Source organism: Marinomonas lutimaris, assembly GCF_019426345.1.
GTDB lineage: Bacteria > Pseudomonadota > Gammaproteobacteria > Pseudomonadales > Marinomonadaceae > Marinomonas > Marinomonas lutimaris.
On record NZ_JAHLLW010000020.1, the window covers coordinates 13726 to 34088 of the forward strand.

Here is a 20363-nt window from a genome sequence, read left to right on the forward strand (position 1 = left end):
TACTTGGCGATGGATAGACAATTATAAATTGTTGTTTTCCGCAATGGTCTTGGCGCAGCCTGCGATAGTAGAGCGAAGCCAGATATGGCCCGGATCGTGTTGCAGCAATGGGCTCCACAGCATTTTTAATTCGACCGGTGGAATTTCAAATGGTGGAGGAAGAACCACAACACTAGTGTTACCCTTCATTAGACGAGTTGCCAATGACGGTAAAGTCGCAATTAAACCAAGCTGTTCTGTTGCTCGCATAGCAACATTGTAGTTACGAGTAAACAAGCGAATATTGCGTTTAAAGCCTAGATCAGCTAATGAGCCATCTACCCAGCCTAATTTTTGAACTTCTTCTGGTTGAATGCCAACGCCTACACCAAATCCTGTTTTACTTACCCAGACATGAGGAGAGGCAAGATAGGTTTCTAACGTGAAGTTTTTGGCAATCTCAGAATTGGCTGGTACCAAACAAGAGAAGTGGTCAACCCAAACAGATTTTTGGTGAAACGACTGTGGCAAGGTATCGAAGCGATTGATGACTAAATCGACTTTACCTTTTTCAACGTCATGAAAGCTCACATCACTTGGATTCATTACATCGAGAATGACGTTTGGCGCTTCTGCTTGGAGCTTTTTCATTAGCGGTGGAATGAGTGTGGCTTCGGCGTAATCGCTGGCCATAATGCGAAAAACACGAGAGCTGGATTCCGCTTCAAAGCTTTGTCCTAAGTGCAGAACTTCATCAACAGATTGTAAGATACTTTGTACACGCGGCTGCAATTGAATCGCCAGAGCAGTAGGCATCATGCCATCACTGGTTCTGACTAATAGTGGGTCATGAAATAGATCTCTTAAACGTCTTAACCCGTTACTCATCGCTGGTTGTGTGATACCTAGTTGGTTGGCGGCGTGAGTGACATTTTGCTCCCGAAGTAAGGAGTCTAAATAACGAAGTAAGTTAAGATCTATTTTGTCTAACTGCATAAGGGAAGAGGCCCGTGTCCACTAATCGTAGGGGCTGCATCATACTCCATTTTAGCAATGAATAGAATGTTAGCCCCCACTCAGTAGAGAGATTACACAATAAGGTTATTAAGATTGCTTGGTGAGTTGGTCGATAACTTCATAACAAGCGCCCATAGTGTGATAGTCGGTTTTGCCTGCTGGGCTCTTGCAGTCATCGAAAGCCTTATTGTCTCTAGTCAGAATTCGAAACCAAGCGCCGTATTGATGGTCGATCATGTGTGACCAGCTGTATTGCCAAAGTTGTTGGTATTTATCCCAATAATGCTCTTCTTTGGTGGCGAGGGCTAACATAGCGGCAGCTGCAAAGGATTCGGCTTGAACCCAGAAATACTTGTCACCGTCGCAAATATTACCCTCTGGGTCGTAGCCGTAACAAAGGCCGCCGTTGGTTTCGTCCCAGGACTTTTCCCATGCTGAATTAAACAGTTTTTGAGCGGTTGGTACTAGCCAGTCTAGAGGCGAGCGCTGGTTAATCAAAAGTAGTAGTTTAGCCCATTCTGTCTGGTGGCCTGGTTGGAATCCCCAAGGGCGAAACAAATGTTTTGGGTCTGCTTTGTTGTAGTCCCAATCAACTTGCCAATCAATCGTGTAATGTTCCCAAATTTCACCGCCAGCTAGAGCGGCTTGGCGCAAGCAAATGTTATTTGCTAATAATGTAGCGCGTTCAAGGTAATGAGGTTCTTGCGTGGCGTCGTAAGCGGCAAGCAATGCTTCGCAGCTGTGCATATTGGCGTTTTGTCCACGATAAGGCGAAACATCTTGCCAGTCGCTGGATATTTCGTCTTTGTATAACCCAAACTCGGCATCCCAAAAATGCTTTTCCATGACATCAAAGGTTTCTTGAATCCATGGTTTTGCTTCTTCTACACCAGCTTTATAAGCGGTTGCATAAGCGAGTATAACAAAGGCAAAGCCATAACAATGATTGGTTTCATCAAGATTTTGTTCTTTGTTGAGTAACCAGACATAGCCGCCGTTTTCTCGGCGATGACGATTTCTCAAATAGCTTAAGCCGTGACGTGTAGCCTGTAAATACTCAGCTTTGCCTTCCGCTTGATAAGCTTTAGCATAGTTGAATATGAAGCGAGTGCTGCTGACCAAGTGGCGAGTATTTGCGTCGTAAATGTCGCCACTGTCTTTGAAGAATTGAAAAAAACCACCCGCAGGGTCAATGCAGTTTGGGTGATAAAAATTCATTGTTGATTGAATGTGGTCTTTTAAAAAAGCGGCAGATGTAAACTCTGGAAAAGAAGGCATGTTGTCGTCCTTTGCTTCGGCTCTGCTGTATAATCTGAGCCTTGTTATTTTTGTAAAGCTGATTTCTCATCTTAATGAGTTATGCGATTAAATCAATTAGATTTATTAAATGATGGCAATCCTTTGAGATCTTTGCACAATGTTACGAGTGAAGTAGAGAAAATCTTCCTAATTTATTGGCTCAATATAAGAATAGGGTTATATGAAATCGTCAGGTAGTACTTCTGAGCAAAGCCGCATTTATAATGAGCGCATCATTCTTCATTTGGTTCGACAGCACCCTGAAATCTCTCGAGTAAAGATTGCCGAACAGACGGGATTAAGTGCTCAAACGATTTCTGTGATCACCTCGTCTTTGCTTGAAAGGCACTTATTACAAGTTGATGGCAAGGTAAAAGGTCGTCGAGGCCAGCCTTCTATAAAGCTTAGCATCAATAAAAAAGGCGCTTATGGTTTAGGCATCAATGTCGATCGTGATCATATCAGCGCTGCTTTGTTAGATTTCAGTGGCGAATGTGTTTTGCTGTTAGAACGAATGGTGTCGTTCTCCACTGAAAATTTAGCTAAGAAAATCGCTCAAGATTTGATTGAAGAAGTGAAAACAACACTAGGAGAAGATTGGAGCAAGATTCAAGGAATTGGTCTGGCAAGGCCCGATTATATGGATTCTTGGTTGGAAACCTTGGTGACGGACTCGGATCAAAGGGCGGATCTAAGCAATCTAAAAGCCGCTTTGGCCTATTGGCAATCGGACGCGTTTGAGACTTGGTTGACGGATTTAACCGGCGTGCCCTGTTTCTGCGAAAACGACGCTGTCGCTGCGGCGACCAGTGAGTTGTTGCTGGCATCGATTACGCCACAACGGGACTTTTTTTATCTATTCGTGAGCACTGCTTGTGGTGGCAGTTTTGTAGCTAATGGTGAATGTTACTTTGGTGCTCACGGAAAAGCCGGTAGCTTTGGTTTAATTCCCACTGCAACGGGCAAGCATGGCAAATGGATTCTTGAAGCCTTGTCTTTGTCGTCCTTGCGTCGTTTTTTTGCTGATCAGCAAACTCAATGGCCTTTGTCTGATGAGCTATGGTTTGGCTCTGAATACACTACACTTATCGAGCAATGGGCAAATGAAGTGGCGTTTGAGGTGACTCCGGCTTTGGCATCGGTGATTGCTTTATACGATCCAGAGGCGGTTTTGATTGGCGGTCGTTTACCGTCTCCTGTATTGGCTGCGTTAATTGTCTGTCTTGAAAGTGCGTTAACAGCACACAGTATGTTGCCGTTACCAGCGATTCGTATTGCACAAACCGGTCATACCGCCGGTGTTTTAGGTGCTGCCGTGTTGCCGCTTTATGGGAGCTTTGCTCCGCAGCAAAATCTATTGTTGCTAAGTTCAAAATCCGCCGTTTCAGTCTCTTAAAGAGAGCAAAATAGAAAACTAAAGAGAGAAGTGATGAGGTTAGAAATACAATGTGAAGACAGAATAGGTATGGTGCGAGAAGCCCTCGACTTATTTATTCCTCATGGTATCGATATGCGCTTAGTGGAAGTCGATACCAAGCGTCGTTGTATTTATTGTGGCTTTTCCGATATACCTTTTTCAAAACTGCAGCAGTTGTTAGCGGATATCCGTCGCTTAGATAGCGTAGAAGACGTTAAAACCGTGATGTTCACGCCATCTGAAAGAGAACACAACGCGCTTTATACCTTGTTAGAAGCCTTACCCGATGGTGTGATTTCTGTTGATTTGAAGGGCAATATCACCATGGTAACGGAGCTTGCTGCACAAGATCTGAATGTGCCTGTGTTGAACCTGCTACACAAACCTGTTCAGCAGTTTATCAAAGGAATTAATGTTTCCAAAGAAGCATGGGCGAATCCACGTGATGGCATGAGTAAACGAATTCGCATTCGTAACAAAACTTTATTGCTGGAAATGAAACCGATTTTTGTCAGTGACGACGAGGGTGTTGCCAATCCTGCTGGCACTGTAATTTATTTGAAATCTAAAACACGTTTGGATCGACAAGCTGAAAGTTTAAAGCAAGCGCCAGATGCAGAGAATCATTTAGAAACCTACTTCCAGCCAGCGCTAATTAAAAGCGCCGTTATGAAACGAACCTTGTTGCAAGCAAAAGCCTTTGCACAAGTACCAATGCCTTTGCTGATTCAAGGGGAAGTGGGCACGGGCAAGCGAGATTTGGTTGATGCGCTGTTTCAGTATTGGCAAAAGCGTCAGGGCGAGCTCGAGGCGCAGCTTATTATTCGCCATGCCAGAGAAATAGTGAAAGACGACATCATCGCATTAGAAAAACTGTCTGGCTGGTTTGTGATTGAAGATATTGAATTCCTTGATGAGCAAGCTCAAGTCGCCTTAGCAGATTGGTTGTCTCGCCAACCAGGTGAAAGTACTAGCCTTGATAGTAATGTTCGTTTGGTTATTTTGTCTTCGTTAAGCCAAATGCAGCTTGGTAAAGGCGATATTTTAAACAAAGATTTGTATTTTTCCTTGGCTGCTTTGGTGTTACCTATGCCATCGATTAGGGAGCGAAAAGAGGATATAGAAGGGCTTGTGTTGCAAATTGTATCGGTTCAAGCGGAGCGTTATCGCATGCCTGTACCTTCTATTTCAAAGGGGGCTTTAACTAAGCTGGCTTTGTATTCTTGGCCTGGTAATTTGAAAGAGTTACAAAACACTTGTCTACAAACCTTATTGACGACTCAAGACAAAGAGTGGCAAGCGGATGATGTGCAGTTACCAGAGAATAATTACATGGCTGACATGGTGTTGATTGATGATTCGTTGGAAGTGACAGTAAAGCAATGGGAGGCTGAGTTACTAAAACGACTTTACCCCAGCTTTCCAAGTACAAGGCGGCTAGCTAAAGCTGTTGGCATGAGTCATAGTGCAATAGCGAATAAACTAAAAGAGTACGGGATAAATACGTATTTGCCAGACTGAAAGGTTTCAATCTGGCAAATAGATAGAATGGAGAAAGGGTTAGTTAGTATGGGCGTCTATGACGTGGTACAGGACGACGTACTTCTTCGCGCTCAATCTTGATTGGTTGTAGCTTTGTTTTCGGTTGTGCGGTGTTTTTCTGGATATTGGCTACCAAGAAAGCAATTGCTGCGCAGGCAGCGACGAATAACAAAAATTCAAACATGGCATTTCTCCAAACTAATTATTCTTTTAACAATCATGGTTCAAAATGATCGTTGGGTAAAGGCTAAATATGTTGTCTTTAAGTTAATGGAGGAGATTTTTTGTAAATCAACCCCAACCTTTAAGATTACAAGTTATACCTTTTAAGATTACAAGTTATACCTTTTTCTTAGATACCTTGCTACGCCATCTTCATCATGATGACCAATGACATCGGTAGCAGCATCTTTCACATGAAGCAATGCGTTATCGGTTGCAAAGGCTTCATCTGAAGCAGAGAACATAGATAGATCATTGTCTCCATCTCCAAATACTACCAACCTTTCGGCACCAATTTCTGCTTTTAGTTCCATCAATGCAGAACCTTTACACACATTGCTGTGGTGGATGTCTAACCAGAATGCATCAGGGTTATAAATGCCACCACCGGAATAGGCGGTTAAATGGCTGTGTTTTTGGCTATCTAGGACAATTTTTTCAATAAACTCGGGGCGGCCCATCGCACTAATATTAGTGATTCTTGCATTATGAGATAGCTCCGCTATGGGGTGAAGACTCATATTTTTATGGTTGCCCAGCTCATTGGCGATGTGGTCGCTCAAATGTCCAGTCAGCGGCGAATGGTAAACTCTGTGCGAACCATCGTCTTCTAGGCAAAAAATAAAAGGCGTGACTTGGTTTTCTTCAAAAGATGTAAGCAGCTCTGAAATATGGCTTTGTGATAGTAGGTTGCGATGACGATATAGATTTTGTTGAGGATCCCACCATTCAACACCGTTCTTAAAAATCTGCCAGTTTGGGAATTCATGTCCTTCAATACAAGGCATGGCTGCAAAGTGAGTTCGGCCTGTCGCAACCGTGTAGAAAACCCCTGCAGATTTTAAACGCTCAAGGGTATCGAGTGTGTAATCAGACAGGCGTTGATGTCGATTAAGTAGAGTTCCGTCTAGATCAAATGCCACTAATTCCATAATCACCTCATATATGCAATGTTCAACACTATCGCATTTTATGAAAGGGGAGTTCAACCATTAAGGCATGCGTTAAGCTATTTTTTGGATTGCTTGGAAAGGCCACAGCGAACAGTAAGTGTGTGTTGTGGCCTTTTAAGAGACTAGTCTTTCTGAACAAGCGCTGTCGCTGTGAATGTAATACCGCTCCAGCCATTTTCAATAAATTGGCGAATGTTTTGATGGTCGCTGGCTTCTGGATTGTCTAACACATCGACACGGTAAAAATCACCAAACAAATTCAGTGTTTCTATTTCAGTTAGCTGGTGAATAGATCCGAAAGAAAAAATCTTACAAGAACCATTGTTTTCATTAATGCCATTGGTCTGCTTGCCATTAGAAAACGCAGCAGGCGTGAATTCGTACTCGCGCTCAATGACATCAATGACTTCTTTGAATTGAACCTGTTCTGGCGTGCTTTTGATTTTTTCGATTAGCGTTTGTGTACTTAGCATTGGTACTCCGTCAATTAGTCGGTTTAATAAAAAATGTCGGTTTAATGTAATAATTTGATGGATTATAAAGTTAGTGATCAGCGGTTGGTTCAGCGTATCGAACGGTCACTTTGAAACAAATAAAAGCAATTATGCCACAAGCGGCAATGGTGCCAAGCATGGGGACAAAAGTGCCATTGTGAAGAATACTGATGACGGCGCCACCTAAGGCACCAAAGGCGAAACGAGAGGTTCCGGCAAGTGCTGTGACGCTACCGTTATGACTACCTGCATGTTTTAACGCGCCTGCCATAAAGCCACTTCCTAGAATTCCCATTGGTCCCATAAATGACATACTGGCAATGATGATAATCCATAGTGGTGGGTGATCGAAAAAGCTAAGAGCAATCATTAATATTGAGGCAGCCAATGGAATATATATAGCATATTTAGATAAAACTTCTGTTCCAAGCTTTTCAACATAACGACCATTAATGGTTGAGGCCAGCATCATAGAAATAACGTTTAAGCCAACTAAGAAGCCGAAGTTTGCCGGATCAACGCCATATATTTCAATGTATACAAAGGAGCAGCCAGTAATAAAACTCATCATGCCCGCAAAGTAAAAGGCAGAAGCCGCGATATAACCCATGACCGAGCGATTTTTAAGCAAAATTATGTAGTTTCGAATCGCGTTGCCAAATGAGAAGGGGGTGCGTTTTTCAACGGGGAGCGTTTCAGGTATGGTGCGCAAAAATAGCACAATGGCGAGAATTGCTAGAATGCCTAGCAGGACAAAAATATAGTGCCAATTTAAAATGGTGAGGATGGCACCACCGATAATCGGTGCCGCCAAAGGTGCCAATGCCATCACTAACATGATCATCGACATGGCTTTGGCAAATTGATTAATCGACATACCGTCTTTCACCAAAGCAGGAATGCACACAGCTACAGCGGCACCGCCCAAGGCCTGAACTGCTCGTCCCACTAGCAACATTTCGTAACTTTGTGTCAAGGCACAGATAAAGCTGCCAATAGCAAAAACCGTTAAACCACCGACCACAACTTTACGTCGGCCAATAGCGTCGGAAATAGGGCCAAAAAGAATCTGTAGAAAGGCAAACACCAGCAAATAGATACTTAACGTCATCTGAATGAGGCCAATATCAGTGTTTAGGCTCTTGGAAATAGTTGGGATACTTGGTAGATAAGCGTCAATTGCTAAAGGTGTCAGTCCTGATAAAAGACCGAGTACTAAAATAATAGGGAATGTGAGTTTCATATGGCAACTTAAAAGATTGGTTAATCGGTTTTATCGAGTTGCACTCATAAATCCGCAAAAGGTTTGATAAATTATAATCTGTTTACGTTTGATCGTTTAGTTTAATTGTGCAAACACTGAGTAAAACCCAGTAGGCTACAATTTGTAAGGGTTATCTTTTCTGGTTTTCATTTATGGAACGTGGTTCAATTTCGCTTTCATTTCTAGTGGGTAAATAAAGTCCATTTTATTGCCCTGTCCAGCACCCATTTTTGTTTCATTTTGTTTTTCTAGTGGTGTCAAGTTTTAAAGGTTTAATAAGGAATCTTATGTTACGTTTTTTTGAAAAATGGGTGCCTGCTTACCCTGATATAGAAGCCATACAGGCTCCAAAAACGCTGTTTGCGTTTTGTCGTTACTACTCAAGAGGGGTGGAGCTTCCGCTGTTTCTAATGTCTCTTTTGACCGCCGCGATTGCTATTTTAGAGGTGACGTTGTTTAGCTTTATGGGGCAATTAGTCGATTGGTTGATTAATAAGGACCCAGACACTTTTTTTGCTGAAGAGGGCACGCATTTATTATTAATGTCTTTAATGATTCTTGTACTGATGCCTTTAGTGACCTTTTTTCATTCGGCAATTATTCATCAAACCCTATTGGGTAATTACCCAATGCGTATTCGCTGGTTGTCGCATCATTACATCTTGCGTCAAAGCATGTCGTTTTTCCAGGATGAGTTCGCTGGGCGTATTTCCACCAAGGTGATGCAAACGTCACTTGCGGTTCGTGAAACCGTGATGAAATTGCTCGATGTCTTGGTTTACATCGGTGTTTACTTTATTTCTATGGTCGTGCTGATCGCAAAAGCAGACTATCGCTTGATGATCCCAATGTTAGGTTGGTTGGTTTGCTATGTTTTGCTGCAAATGTACTTTGTTCCTAAACTGAAAAAAATCTCCGCTGATCAAGCCGATGCCCGCTCAACCATGACAGGACGAGTGGTAGACAGCTATAGCAATATTTCAACCGTTAAGCTTTTCTCTCATCATCAACGTGAAGCGGATTATGCAAAAGACGGCATGGATGGTTTCTTGCAGACGGTTTACAAGCAAATGCGTTTGGTCACTATGCTCAGTGTAGGTGTGCAAACTTGTAATTATATTTTGGCATTTTCGGTAGCAGCTCTGTCTATTTGGTTATGGACGGGCAGCATCATTAGTGTTGGTGCAATTGCTATTGCAGTGAGTTTAGCACTTAGGCTAAACGGTATGTCTCAATGGATTATGTGGGAAATCAGCGCGCTATTTGAAAACATCGGTATGGTTAACGATGGTATGAAAACACTGTCTCGACCTATCGAGATAGAAGACAAGCCAAACGCGCCAGCACTTTCAGTACCTCATGGGCTTATTGAATACGATGCGGTCAATTTTCACTATGGTAAGCAAGACAGTAAGGTCATTGAGAACCTTGTCTTGTCTATAAAAGCGGGTGAAAAAGTCGGCCTTGTCGGTCGCTCTGGTGCCGGTAAGTCAACGATTGTTAATCTATTGATGCGTTTCCATGACATTGAATCAGGTCAAATTCGCATTGACGGACAAGACATCAGCGCTGTTCAGCAAGATTCGTTACGTGGTCAAATTGGTATGGTGACTCAGGATACGTCTTTACTACATAGAACGGTTCGCGAGAACTTACTTTATGGTCGACCTGATGCCACGGAAGAAGAAATGATCGCTGCTGCTAAGCAAGCAGAAGCTCATGACTTTATTCTAGACCTGACCGATCCGTTCGGTAATGCAGGTTACGATGCCATGGTCGGTGAGCGTGGTATCAAGCTTTCCGGCGGTCAGCGTCAACGTATTGCCATTGCGCGAGTCTTGTTAAAAGATGCGCCTTTGTTGATTCTAGATGAAGCAACATCTGCATTGGACTCTGAAGTAGAAGCTGCAATTCAAGAGAGCTTGTACAAACTGATGCAAGGTAAAACTGTGATCGCTATTGCTCATCGCTTGTCGACCATTGCGGCAATGGATCGTTTGATTGTTTTGGATAAAGGCAACATCATAGAGCAGGGCAGTCATGATGAGTTGATCCAGCATGCTGGTATTTATGCATCACTTTGGGCGCATCAAACCGGTGGTTTCTTAGCTGAAGACATTGATATCGAAGATGTTGAGCTGGAAGGCGCGAAGTAAAAATACAGTTCCTGTTGGAATCGATAACTTAGAGAAGGGCTTATGACGTATTTTATTTTGTTTCTGGCTATCTTAGCTGAAGTCATTGCTACGACTGCTTTAAAAGCGTCAGACTCCTTCACTAAATTGGGTCCAAGTATTGTGCTGGTGGTTGGTTATGCTATGTCGTTTTACCTTTTGTCCATCGTGATGCGATCTATGCCAACAGGCGTGACTTATGCAATTTGGGCTGGCTTAGGCATTGTTTTGATTTCGGTATTTGGCTATCTGTTTAACAGTGAAAAGCTTGATTTGGCGGCGTGTGTTGGAATGTCGTTGATTGTCGCTGGAGTGGTGGTGATTAATGTATTTTCTAAAACGGTCAGCCATTAATAAAGAGTTGAATACTGGAAGCATAAAAAACTCGCTGATGGATTTCAGCGAGTTTTTTTGTTTCATCCGCAAGCTTTATGTGGTTTTTGTATTAAAGAGCGTCTGCTATTTCTTTCACTTGTAATCTGAGGCTTTGTAAACCATTGCCTGACAAATACCAAAGTTTAGGTGACAAATAAGCGACTTGGATGGATTGACCACCTTGATCAGCAAGCTCTGATTTTAGCTTTTCAATATCGAGTGATTCTTTTGTGTTACCAATCGCTGCGCTACGGTCAACGATAAATAAAGTCGTTGGTTTCATCTCTGCAATATTGTTCACGCTAAGTGATGTAAATGTACGAGTGCCGCGTTTTTGTGGTGTTACATGAGACGGAACTTTTGATGCCTCTAAGCCTAATAACTGAGTCGCTATAGGTTCATCTCGTAATCCGAAAGAGCCATTGTTATGTGTCACAACCAGAATAGTCGGATTGCCTTTAATGCCAGTTTTTGTTGACTCTATATCTGTGCTTAGTTCTGCAAGCGCTTTATTTGCAGTGTCTTTAGCATTAAATAAAGCCGCAATTGAGCTGACGTTTGCACTGAAACTTTCCCAGTAATTATCACCAGAAGCTTCAACTTGTTTAACTTTACCGATCCTTTCTAGAGCGTCTTTTTGGCCTGCTTGGCGACCAGTAATTACGATAAGATCAGGATTGAGCGTTTTGATGGCTTCTAGGTCTGGTGTTTTTAAGCCCCCCACATCAGTGTAACGAGCGTCATTAAATTGTTTCAGATAGTCTGGAAGAACTTGCTTTGGTACGCCAACCACTTGGCTTTCTAAGCCTAATGCAGTGATGGTATCTAAACTGCCAAGATCAAAAATCGCAGCTTTAGGCAATTGCGTTTCTGCTGTAGACAGTTGGCTGAAGGTGATCAATGTTCCGATGGCTAGGATTTTTCTTAAATTCATCATGTTCACAATTACCTGTGTCTTGAAATAAAAAGAGCTTGAAATAAAAATAACCATTATCAATTATTGATAATGGTTATCATTGTCTCATTTTTATTGACAGGTTTTGTGTCTATAACCTAGCACGGTGTGTTGCTAAACATGAAACGACAATTAACTCTCTTTGATCTTCCCTTTCTTGTTAGCAAGCCAAACAAACTGATAGGGCATTAAGGTGACTTTGCCTAAATGGTCTTCGTAAACTTGTTCAGACACCAAATCTGTCCAGTCATCGGTGGCAATTAGGTTAAGTTCAGACAAGTTAAAGCTTTGCGGTTGGTCTGTCATATTGTAAACGGCAAACAAGCTTTGTCTTCTGTCTAAGCTTTGACGCCAGAAGGCGAATAGGTTTTCACCCATGTGTAGCACATACTGAGTAGCATTTGGGTGAAAGGCGGGTTGTGCTCGGCGTATTTGAATCAATTTTGTTACGCTTTGGAACACCTTCTGATGATGAGTTGGTGTATTCAAAACATGATCTAAATCTTCCATATCCCATATATGGCGGTTGATTGAGCGAAATTGACCAGTATTGTCCACACGCTCTAAATCGTTTTCTGTGCCAAATAAGCTATGAATATAAAAAGCAGGAACGCCTTCCAAAGCCATCATAACGCCAGCGGCGCAGAGGAAACGAGCAAATTGCCATTTGTCTGGGCCGTGCAGTGCTGATCCTGATAAGGCATTCCAAAGACTAATGTTGATTTCATAAGGCTTGGCTTCACCTTGCGGCGTAGTACGTGAGCTTATTTTACCGCCAAAACGCTTCATGGTATTGATTAGCGTTTCCAGTTCCCATTCCGACAGCAAACCTTCCGTTGGACGTAAGCCAATGCCATCATGAGAGGCTAGGAAATTCAGGTAGGTTGTGCCTTGCTGAGCAGGCGTCATGCTCATTAACCATTGTTTCAAGTGGCTGCTATTTCCCGTAACCAAGCTATTAATAAGTAAAGGTGGCAGTGAGAAGTTGTAGATCAAGTGGGCTTCGTTGGCGTTACCAAAGTAGGTGAGGTTTTCCTGATTTGGTATGTTGGTTTCGGTGATAATTACAGATTCTGGTGCGTAATGTTCGATCATCAATCTTAATAAACGGATGATTTCATGGGTTTGCGGCAAATTGATGCAAGAGGTGCCTGGGACCTTCCAGAGAAATGCCACTGCGTCCAAGCGAAACCAACGAATACCTTTTTCAAGATATAAACGAATGATACGCAGGAACTCTAACAGAACCGCTGGGTTCTCAAAATTCAAATCAACCTGATCATGACTAAAAGTACACCAAACATGTTTTTCGCCATTTTTAGTTTGTATCTCTCGCAACAATGGCGAAGTTCTAGGGCGAACCACAGCACTTAAATCAGCATTAGGATCGGCTTCATAAAAGAAACTCGCACCCGGCTCAACGCCAGCTTTGTAATTTTCAAACCACATACTGCGGCTTGAGCAATGGTTGATGACTAGGTCGCCCATGACTTTAAAGTCTTTAGAAAGATTAACCACATCGGCCCAGCGTCCGCAAGATGGGTTGACGGTTGTGTAATCCATCACGCTAAAACCATCGTCTGAGCTATACGGAAAAAAGGGTAGTAGGTGAACGGCGGAAATACAATCTGACAATTTGCTTTTAACGAACTTATGCAAAGTCTCCAAAGGCGCTTCTTCTTTTTTGCGCAAGGTATCCGCATAGGTAATCAGCATAATGTCTGATTGGTCCCATAGATTTCTATGAGGACGAGGAGACTCAGTTGACGGATCTAGATTAAATGTGGCTAAGCACTTTGAAGCCAAATCCTTATTGTCTAAGCTTGGGTAAATGACTTGCAAATGAGCGATTAGGCGCTGTTCTAGATGCGACAAAGGAGCATTTTCCATGTTTACCTACCTGTCTTTTTAGTGATTGAAAAGCAACGTAGTAACGTTCAACTTAGCAAAAAGATTACTTTAAGGGCCAGTTCTTTTTTTGATCGATCTTTTATTTATAGTCTTTATTATTGTTTAGGACCGTATTGGGCCATATCCAATTCAACGGCTTGAGCCAGTTGATTCATGACGCCAGGGAAAGCGCTCACAACACGGTTCCAGCTTGGAATAAATGGTGTTTCCATTGGGTTGTCTAAATACTGGTTGCCTGCTTTCATAATGTTACTGGCGAACAGTTCAACCGCTTGCTCTTCCGTATGAACGTCTAATTTTAGGCCGTTGATTTCCGCATCGTTGCGGTAAGTCTCTATAAAGTCGAGTGCAACGCGATAGTAGGTAGCTTTAATCGTACGGAAGGTTTCTTGGTTGAAAATAGTGCCGTTTGTCGCCAACTTTCTGAAAATGGCTTTGGTGATGTCGATGGACATTTTAGACAAGCCGCCATCGTCATTATCGGCAGACAAGTCTTGGTGTTTGTGATCATAAATATCGGCGATATCCACCTGACACAAACGGTTGGTTGAATAGTTACGGTACATTTCACTCAGTACGCCAATTTCTAAGCCCCAGTCACTAGGGATACGCAAATCCGTCATCACATCGCGACGGAATGAAAACTCGCCAGCGAGCGGATAACGGTAGCTGTCTAAGTATTCTACGTAGTCCAAATGGCCAAAGACTTTTTTCAGCGAGCACAATAAAGGCGTGACCAATAAACGGCTAACACGGCCATTCATTTTTCCATTGGCTGCGCGAGCATAAAAGCCTTTACAGAATTCGTAGTTAAATTTTGGGTTCGCCACAGGGTAGATAAGACGAGCCAACAATTCACGATCATAAGTGACGATGTCGCAATCGTGCATGGCAATGGATTCGGCTTTGCCTGCGGCTAGGTTGTAACCCATACAGAACCATACATTACGGCCTTTACCTGGATCAGATGGCGAAAGGTGTTCGCCTTTTAATACGCTGTCGATTTCCCTTAAGCGAGGGCCGTCGTTCCAAAGTACTTTAACGTTTTGTGGTAATACGCTGAAAAACTCTAATGCATGACGGTATTGATCTTCTGTTGCTCGGTCTAAGCCGATGATAATTTCAGACAAGTAGGGAACTTGCTGCAAATGTTTAAGGATATTCGGCATGGCGTCTGTTTCCAGCTCGGAATACAGACAAGGTAGGATAAGAGACATTGGGCGTGTTTTAGCAAACTCACACAGTTCTTTTTCCATTTCTTCTAACGGGCGGTGTGCCAGATTGTGAAGCGTGGTGATGATACCGTTTTGATGAAAGTCGCCCATAGTAATTCTCCTAATGTCGTAATATGGTGTGTTTATTGTTCTTTTCGTCGCTTACAAAATACCTTGTTTAGTGAGCTGTAAATTAATCGCCTGAGCCCAGCCTTCTGGCCCATAAGCATCACTAAGCCAAGCATCGCTTCTATTTGGAATTTCTGGTGGCGCATGAACCGGGGAGCGAATCACCACTGGAATGTCGGCTTTGCTCAACATGCCTACGTCGTTTTCACCATCGCCTAATGCCATAGTAGTAACGTCTTCGTCACTTTGTTGTTCATACAATTCTTTGAGCCATAACATGGCGTTTGCTTTATCACAGTGCTCGCCCATCAGATGGGCAAAACGGCCACCTTTCTGAATTTGCACACCAAATGGCGCAAGGTCGTCACGCAATACATTAAGAGCAAGGTTAGAGTCGGTCCAAACCATAGGCTCGGTAAATTCTCGTTGCATGGCTTGCTTGGCGTTTTCTTCACTCAAACCTGTGATGGAAACCAGTTCTTGCCATGTCATCTCGCTGAAGCGTTTAAAGGTATATTGATCTTGCTTGTCATTGGTCAGTTCGATTAGCTCGTCGCGTTTCGGGCCAAACGATTTACGCCAATAATCGCCGCAGTCCTCTAAGTCTTCGTTTATAGAGAGGGCTAAATTTTTAGGGATATAAACGGCAGAACCGTTTTCTACGATAAAAGCGTCTTGATGGTTGAGCGCTTTTCTAAGTTCCACAAGCTCAACAAAAGTCTTGCTGGTGTTGATCACGCAAGGAATAGAAAAAGTCTTCAGCGACTGTAAGGCCGCCAGTGCTGGTTTGAAACTGTATGTGTGATGATCGAGTAATGTGCCATCCAAATCGGTAAAAATTAAAAGCGTTGTCATGTCGATTCCTTTTTGGGTCCATCAAAATACCGCTGGTGGACGTTAGTATAAGTCTTGCAAATCTGGTGCCAGTGCGTAAAAGTGGCGTTTTCCTTATGAGGACAGTCCTAAGATAAACTAGGCTATGGAACAAATAGATGACAAGTTTGCTACGTTTATGTGTCTTTGTGATTTTGGCTTTGTTGGCGTTCGCAGCAAACTCTGTATTGTGTCGTCTGGCGCTGAGCGATGGGCTAATCGATCCAGCTCAATTCACCGCGTGGCGCTTGTTCAGTGGCGCATCTACCTTGGTCTTGCTTAGCGTTTTTCAGTGTCTCAAAAAGCAACGAAATGATGTTAAAACTGTATGGCTAGAAGGTAGTTGGTTATCGGCTTCTGCGCTCTTTGTGTATGCCTTGGGCTTTTCTTATGCCTACGTCACATTAGAAACAGGAATAGGCGCTTTAATACTCTTTGGTGCGGTACAGCTTACCTTGATCTTATTTGCCGTGTGGGCAGGGCAAAAGCTGGTTTGGTTGGAATGGTTAGGCTTGGTGATCGCCTTTGCTGGCTTTGTCTATTTAGTGCTTCCTACTTTATCATCACCTTCTTTATTGGGCTTTGTCTTAATGACGCTAGCAGGTATGGCGTGGGGCTTGTACACATGGCGAGGTAAAATTTCAGCTAAGCCTTTATTCGCAACAACGTCTAACTTCGTCAGAACCATTCCCATGCTACTGGTCGCACTGATTGTCATTCATTTTAATACGGCACAAGCCGCCAGCCCGCAGTTTGACGGCATTATGCTAGCGATCGCTTCTGGCGCTATTATGTCTGGCTTAGGTTACGCAATTTGGTACGCTGTCTTGCCTTATCTTAGTGCTTCCATGGCTGCTGTGTTACAGCTACTGGTTCCTATCATTGCCACAATAGGAGGCGTAGTTTTTGCCAAGGAATCCATCACCTTACACCTCGTTATCGCAACGTTAAGCGTCCTAGGTGGCGTCTTGCTCGTTATTATTGCAAGAAAACGAACACCTAAAAATGCCTAGTTTTGGTGCGTTTATATCTCAATGCGCCATAATTGATAGGCTTGTGTTTGAAAATTGATCGTTTTTTCCAGCCTAACAATGTGATTACTTTCTCCTAATGGTGAGATACACCATCACTCTTAAGGTTGCGGGTGTATTCAACTAAAGCCATCTGTTCAATTTCTAAAGTACAATTTAGCATTGGTAAGCACTTCTGAATATAAAACTACCCATCTAGAGGTAGGTGGGTAGTTTTACTTATACCAAAATTTAGATATTTTTAGATATTAACAGCAATGTTATTTAATTTGGCAATGGCCTCACTCGGTAAAATCAACTTCGCTGCGGCTAAGTTTTGTTGTAGATGTTTAGTTGAAGATGTTCCAGGTATTAATAGAATATTAGCTGAACGCTGAAGTAACCAAGCCAAAGCGACTTGCATTACTGTGGCGTTTAGTGATATCGCAACTTCTTCTAAAATGGATGATTGTAGTGGTGTGAAGCCGCCAAGTGGAAAGAAAGGTATATAGGCAATGCCTTCTTTTGCAAGCAGATCAATAAGTGCATCGTCTCTTCTGTGTACTAGGTTGTACTGGTTCTGTACACAAACAATTGGTGCGATACTGCGTGCTTCCTCAATTTGGTTTGCAGTAACATTACTGACACCTAAGTGATGTATCAGGCCTTCTTTTTGTAACTCGGCCAGTACGGATAATGGTTCTGCAATAGAGCCTTCGGATGGGCCACTAACATCAAACATAGCTCGCAGATTGACTACCTCAATTTGCTCAATACCAAGGTTGGTTAGATTATCATGCACGGCTTGAATAAGTTCAGGCTTTGAAAGAGCTGGCAACCAATCGCCTTTTTCATTGCGACGAGCACCAACCTTAGTCACCAATAACAGTTCTTTAGCATAAGGGTGTAACGCCTCACGAATGATTTGGTTCGTAATATGTGGGCCGTAAAAATCGGAGGTATCTATATGGTTAACGCCACTTTCTATTGCGGCTTGAAGGACAGCAATGGCTTCTTTTTTATCTTTAGGCGGACCAAAAACACCCGCGCCAGCCAACTGCATAGCGCCGTAACCCATTCGGTTGATTGTTTTATTACCGAACTTGAATGTACCAGCTTGTTGAATGTTAACCATGATGATTTTCCTGTGTGATCTGTTGGGTAGGTGACCTATTCTAGGTCTCATTAATTTGTGCGACAATCCATTTAATTGGAATGTATTGTGCGAGATTTAGAACAATGAAATCATCTATAAATGACATTACGGCATTTGTTGCTGTTGCCAGAGCTGGCGGTTTTCGTGAGGCTGCAAGAGTAGAAAATATAAGTGCTTCACGTTTAAGTGATGCCATACGACGCTTAGAAGGGGAGTTAGGAGTAAGATTGTTTCATCGTAATACTCGCAGTGTTGTCCTCACGGAGGTGGGTATGGTTTTGTTAGAGCGTATGAACCCTATTATGAGTGAATTTGATTCTGCGTTAGATATGGTCAATCTATATCGTGATAAACCAGCGGGTAAACTTCGTCTTAACGTACCTGTTAGTGCTGTAAAATTAATATTGCCAGCTATTGTTCCTGCATTTTTGGAGGCCTATCCTGATATTGAACTGGACGTGACGGCGGAGAGTAATGTCATCAATATTATTGATGCAGGTTTCGATGCTGGTATTCGTTATGACGAGCGACTAGAACAGGATATGATTGCCGTTCCTATCGGCCCACGCCAACAACGATATGCATTAGCCGCTTCACCTAAATTATTAGATAGATTAGGCCGACCAACTCACCCTCGTGACCTATTAAATTATCCTTGTTTAACCGGTCGGTTTCGATCAGGGGTGGCCAACACTTGGGAGTTTGAGAAAGATAATGACACTATAGATATAAAGGTTTCAGGTCCTTTAGTGGTTAATATAGGTAGCGCAGTTGACCTTGCTGTAGATGCTGCGGTTGCTGGCACGGGGGTTATTTATTTGTTTGAGGAATGGCTACAACCTTATTTTGATTCAGGGCAACTTGAACCTATTCTTGAAACGTGGTGGTTGTCTTTTAGTGGGCCGTATTTGTATTACTCTGGTCGAAGATTGGTGCCTACTCCCTTACGAACCTTTATTGATTTTATAAAAGATATGGATAAAGAATGAGTTGAGTTGCTTGTTCTATTGTGCCTTTGCTTTAACCATTGGCATATTTAAAAAACGGACACCTTTCAATGGCGTCCGTTTTTTGTGAGAACTAACTACTTACGCTTCAGGAATGTATTCTGAAAGCGCAGCGTACGCCACGGTGAAGGCGCCTTCTTGGAATGCACGTAAGCCTGTGGCTTTGAAAGGAATCGGCATTGGGTTGTGTTGCAAGGAATAATTGGGGGCAGATGAAAAATCGCCTTAATTTTCATCTGACCCTAAATTAAAATTGACGACACCAATAAAGTGCACCGCCACAGGCTTCAATACCAATGACGCAAGGTGGAAGATTAGCAATGCAGGGCAACAACTTGCTACGGCTGAGATTTTTTCTGATAACCGTTTGCCTATGGCTGTCTAAGCCGTGTAGTTGAAAGCTGGTTTTGCTCAAATCGACTCCGAGAGTACATGCCTGACCTTTTGGGTTCTTCACCTTTAACAGCCATCAAACTTAAGATAAAATAGCGTTGGAAATATCGTCTAGAAGAGAGGCACCTTTAGGTGTCCAACCTAATGCCTTTTTACTTTCTTCGCCGGACGCATTAAGCGATAGCTCTGCAAAATAAGCATAGGGTCCGAAATAGTCTTGAGCTTGTTCTTTGGTTATGGCGTGAGTTGGAAGGTTAAGTCGATTACCAATGGTTTGCATAATTGTCTTAAATGGAATGTTTTCCTCGCCCACCGCTATGTATTTATGTCCACTTTCTCCGTTTTCTAACACTAGACGATATAAGTTGGCGGCATCTGATAAGTGAACAGCAGCCCATTGATTATTTGTGTTTTCAATGTAGGCAGAGACTTGTTTACTTTGCGCAATCTCTAGTATGGGACTAATTAAGCCAAATTTATAAGTATTATGAACTTGTGGTAGGCCAACAATCATGCATCTTGCACCATTTTCATGACAGACTAAAGCGGCTTCATCTGACGCTGCACGTGGAAACTGCTCAGAATGAGACCCTATAGCCCAAGGCCCTGATGTGACAATGAGTGGGCATGATTTATTATTAAGCGCTTTTCCTAGAGCTAAGATAATATGTCGATCATCTTCGCAGCTTTGTTTGTAGATAGCGAAATCATGATTGAAGGCGGTATGGATCACCGCATCGACACCTTCTATGCCTGCTAAAATTGAATTGATATCTTGTAATGATCCAATGTGTGCGGTTGCGCCAAGATTCTCTAACATTGCAGCACTGCTTTTATTGCGTGCTAGTCCCACAATATCGTAATTATTGTCTAGAAGATTTTTTACGATAGCTTGCCCTAGAAATCCTGTTGCGCCAGTAACAAATATACGTTTCATAGTTTGCTCTACTTTATGTTGGTCAAAAAAGTCATTGTATGA

General features: G+C 42.7%; 19 protein-coding genes and 1 pseudogene. 6 read left to right on the plus strand and 14 right to left on the minus strand.

Features of this window, described 5'->3' with window-relative positions; all coding sequences use genetic code 11:
- Window positions 1-21: 21 nt before the first annotated feature.
- Entirely contained in the window at window positions 22-975 is a 954-nt protein-coding gene (locus KPL72_RS17665; RefSeq protein WP_212918502.1) for a LysR family transcriptional regulator, read from the minus strand.
- A 108-nt stretch (window positions 976-1083) separates the two neighbouring features.
- Entirely contained in the window at window positions 1084-2274 is a 1191-nt protein-coding gene (locus tag KPL72_RS17670) for an AGE family epimerase/isomerase (RefSeq protein ID WP_219703921.1), read from the minus strand.
- 202 nt (window positions 2275-2476) lie between these two features.
- Here KPL72_RS17670 and KPL72_RS17675 point away from each other — a divergent pair, with 202 nt between their 5' ends.
- Complete coding sequence (locus KPL72_RS17675) at window positions 2477-3691, plus strand: ROK family transcriptional regulator (RefSeq protein WP_219703922.1); 1215 nt, start codon at window positions 2477-2479, stop codon at window positions 3689-3691.
- 33 nt (window positions 3692-3724) lie between these two features.
- Complete coding sequence (locus tag KPL72_RS17680) at window positions 3725-5233, plus strand: TyrR/PhhR family helix-turn-helix DNA-binding protein (RefSeq protein ID WP_219703923.1); 1509 nt, start codon at window positions 3725-3727, stop codon at window positions 5231-5233.
- A gap of 43 nt (window positions 5234-5276) precedes the next feature.
- Here KPL72_RS17680 and KPL72_RS17685 read toward each other — a convergent pair whose 3' ends face one another.
- The 4 genes from KPL72_RS17685 to KPL72_RS17700 all read right to left on the minus strand — a co-directional run bounded on the left by KPL72_RS17685 (window position 5277) and on the right by KPL72_RS17700 (window position 8166).
- Entirely contained in the window at window positions 5277-5438 is a 162-nt protein-coding gene (locus KPL72_RS17685) for a hypothetical protein (protein ID WP_157789920.1), read from the minus strand.
- 148 nt (window positions 5439-5586) lie between these two features.
- Window positions 5587-6408: an HAD-IIB family hydrolase gene (locus tag KPL72_RS17690; protein WP_212918506.1), complete on the minus strand. Its 822-nt coding sequence runs from the start codon at window positions 6406-6408 to the stop codon at window positions 5587-5589.
- Window positions 6409-6551: 143 nt separating this feature from the next.
- Window positions 6552-6902, minus strand: coding sequence for a HopJ type III effector protein (locus KPL72_RS17695; protein WP_219703924.1), 351 nt, complete (start codon window positions 6900-6902; stop codon window positions 6552-6554).
- A 70-nt stretch (window positions 6903-6972) separates the two neighbouring features.
- Window positions 6973-8166 carry a Bcr/CflA family multidrug efflux MFS transporter gene (locus tag KPL72_RS17700; RefSeq protein WP_212918508.1) on the minus strand — a complete coding sequence of 398 codons (1194 nt, stop codon included), beginning with the start codon at window positions 8164-8166 and terminating at the stop codon, window positions 6973-6975.
- 308 nt (window positions 8167-8474) lie between these two features.
- Here KPL72_RS17700 and KPL72_RS17705 point away from each other — a divergent pair, with 308 nt between their 5' ends.
- Entirely contained in the window at window positions 8475-10343 is a 1869-nt protein-coding gene (locus KPL72_RS17705) for an ABC transporter ATP-binding protein (RefSeq protein WP_219703925.1), read from the plus strand.
- 42 nt (window positions 10344-10385) lie between these two features.
- Window positions 10386-10715, plus strand: coding sequence for a DMT family transporter (locus tag KPL72_RS17710; protein WP_212918510.1), 330 nt, complete (start codon window positions 10386-10388; stop codon window positions 10713-10715).
- Between the two features lie 91 nt (window positions 10716-10806).
- Here KPL72_RS17710 and KPL72_RS17715 read toward each other — a convergent pair whose 3' ends face one another.
- From KPL72_RS17715 to KPL72_RS17730, 4 genes and pseudogenes are all read right to left on the minus strand, one after another.
- Entirely contained in the window at window positions 10807-11673 is an 867-nt protein-coding gene (locus tag KPL72_RS17715) for an ABC transporter substrate-binding protein (protein ID WP_219703926.1), read from the minus strand.
- A gap of 885 nt (window positions 11674-12558) precedes the next feature.
- Window positions 12559-13581 (minus strand): annotated as a pseudogene (locus tag KPL72_RS21520) (alpha-amylase family glycosyl hydrolase); the annotation flags it as partial.
- Between the two features lie 116 nt (window positions 13582-13697).
- Window positions 13698-14927, minus strand: coding sequence for a glycosyltransferase family protein (locus KPL72_RS17725; RefSeq protein ID WP_212918513.1), 1230 nt, complete (start codon window positions 14925-14927; stop codon window positions 13698-13700).
- A 51-nt stretch (window positions 14928-14978) separates the two neighbouring features.
- Window positions 14979-15800: an HAD-IIB family hydrolase gene (locus KPL72_RS17730; RefSeq protein WP_212918514.1), complete on the minus strand. Its 822-nt coding sequence runs from the start codon at window positions 15798-15800 to the stop codon at window positions 14979-14981.
- Between the two features lie 137 nt (window positions 15801-15937).
- On the opposite strand from KPL72_RS17730, the gene KPL72_RS17735 reads away from it, so the two are divergent.
- The gene (locus KPL72_RS17735; RefSeq protein WP_219703928.1) at window positions 15938-16831 is read left to right on the plus strand and encodes a DMT family transporter; all 894 of its coding nucleotides are present in this window, start codon (window positions 15938-15940) and stop codon (window positions 16829-16831) included.
- A 259-nt stretch (window positions 16832-17090) separates the two neighbouring features.
- Here the strand turns inward: KPL72_RS17735 and KPL72_RS17740 are convergent, their stop codons facing one another.
- Complete coding sequence (locus KPL72_RS17740) at window positions 17091-17963, minus strand: aldo/keto reductase family oxidoreductase (protein ID WP_219703929.1); 873 nt, start codon at window positions 17961-17963, stop codon at window positions 17091-17093.
- Window positions 17964-18067: 104 nt separating this feature from the next.
- Between KPL72_RS17740 and KPL72_RS17745 the strand changes: the two genes are divergently transcribed.
- Window positions 18068-18973 (plus strand): LysR family transcriptional regulator, encoded by a 906-nt coding sequence (locus KPL72_RS17745; protein ID WP_219703930.1) that lies wholly within the window; start codon window positions 18068-18070, stop codon window positions 18971-18973.
- Between the two features lie 99 nt (window positions 18974-19072).
- On the opposite strand, the gene KPL72_RS17750 is transcribed toward KPL72_RS17745, so the two are convergent.
- From KPL72_RS17750 to KPL72_RS17760, 3 genes are read right to left on the minus strand one after another with little or no spacing between them, the layout of a single operon-like run.
- The gene (locus KPL72_RS17750) at window positions 19073-19186 is read right to left on the minus strand and encodes a hypothetical protein (protein WP_283248027.1); all 114 of its coding nucleotides are present in this window, start codon (window positions 19184-19186) and stop codon (window positions 19073-19075) included.
- A 52-nt stretch (window positions 19187-19238) separates the two neighbouring features.
- Window positions 19239-19448, minus strand: a complete 210-nt coding sequence (locus KPL72_RS17755; RefSeq protein WP_219703931.1) for a hypothetical protein — start codon at window positions 19446-19448, stop codon at window positions 19239-19241.
- Window positions 19449-19466: 18 nt separating this feature from the next.
- On the minus strand, window positions 19467-20321 hold the full coding sequence (locus tag KPL72_RS17760; protein WP_219703932.1) for an SDR family oxidoreductase: 855 nt from the start codon (window positions 20319-20321) through the stop codon (window positions 19467-19469).
- Window positions 20322-20363 lie beyond the last annotated feature (42 nt).